Annotated in this window: 2 protein-coding genes; both read right to left on the bottom strand. The window is 64.9% G+C overall.

The annotated features are described in order from the left end of the window. The coding region (locus HS053_RS22105; protein ID WP_174213396.1) for a DNA cytosine methyltransferase at nt 1-669 on the bottom strand (669 nt) is incomplete at its 3' end. Continuing rightward, nucleotides 623-829: a Com family DNA-binding transcriptional regulator gene (locus tag HS053_RS22650; protein WP_206677668.1), complete on the bottom strand. Its 207-nt coding sequence runs from the start codon at nt 827-829 to the stop codon at nt 623-625. The genes HS053_RS22650 and HS053_RS22105, both read right to left, overlap by 47 nt. Nucleotides 830-939 lie beyond the last annotated feature (110 nt).

A 939-nucleotide genomic window follows, 5' to 3' on the forward strand; every position in this document is an offset into this window, starting at 1 on the left:
GTCCAGCTGTAGACCGCGTTCTTCAGGCCCATCTGCTTGCCGCTCTGGCGCTCGTCTTTCATCAGCTTCAGCCCCGCTGGACCGGGCAGGAACGTGACCGTGTTTCCCGAGCTTTTGAAGGTCGGCGTGGGCCAGTATGAAGAGCCGCTCGCGCAGATGCGACCCGCCGACTTCCGCCGCTGATAGGACGCACGCTGCAACCCGGTAGCCCATTGCCTGAAGGTCTCGGGCGACGACATCGAGACCAAGGGACAAATGGCCGGGGACGTTCTCGAAGAAGCACCATTCGGGTCCGACCTCGCGGACGATGCGGGCGACCTCGGGCCAAAGGTGGCGCGGATCATCCTCGCCCCGCCGGTCCCCGGCGAGGCTGAAGGGCTGGCAGGGATAACCGGCAGTGACGATATGAACGCGGCCGCGCCAAGGGCGGCCGTCGAAGGATCGCAGATCGTCCCAGACAGGAGCCGCAGCCAGGGACGTGTCCGCCATCCGCGCCACGAGAGTGGCCGCGGCGAAACTGTTTCGCTCGACATGACATACAGCGCGATATCCGGGCTCTGCGATATGCAGGCCGAGATCGAGTCCTCCGACACCGGCGCAAAGGCTGATGCCGCGAAGGTCGTCATGTCTTGCGGGGGAATGAAGAGCCACACGAGGCGTCCTTTCCATCGCGGTCCTGCCGCTGCGGGGAGGGGCTCTCGGGCCTCAGATGGTTGAAGGCGGCACAGCGCGGGCACTTGATCTGAATGGCGCCCGCGAATGCGCCTGCTGTCATCTTGAACAGCAGGCGCCGGCATCCGCAACAGCGGATTTCGGTCCAGGTGATCAAAGCGAGCCACCCCGGATCAGCAGCTCGGCCGCAGGCTTGCTTTGACCCTTGCCCCCGATCGAATAGCTGGTCTGCACCTCCTCGATCCGCGCCCAGGCGAAGATATCCCT

It is taken from the genome of Tabrizicola fusiformis (assembly GCF_013328815.1).
Taxonomy (GTDB): domain Bacteria; phylum Pseudomonadota; class Alphaproteobacteria; order Rhodobacterales; family Rhodobacteraceae; genus Fuscibacter.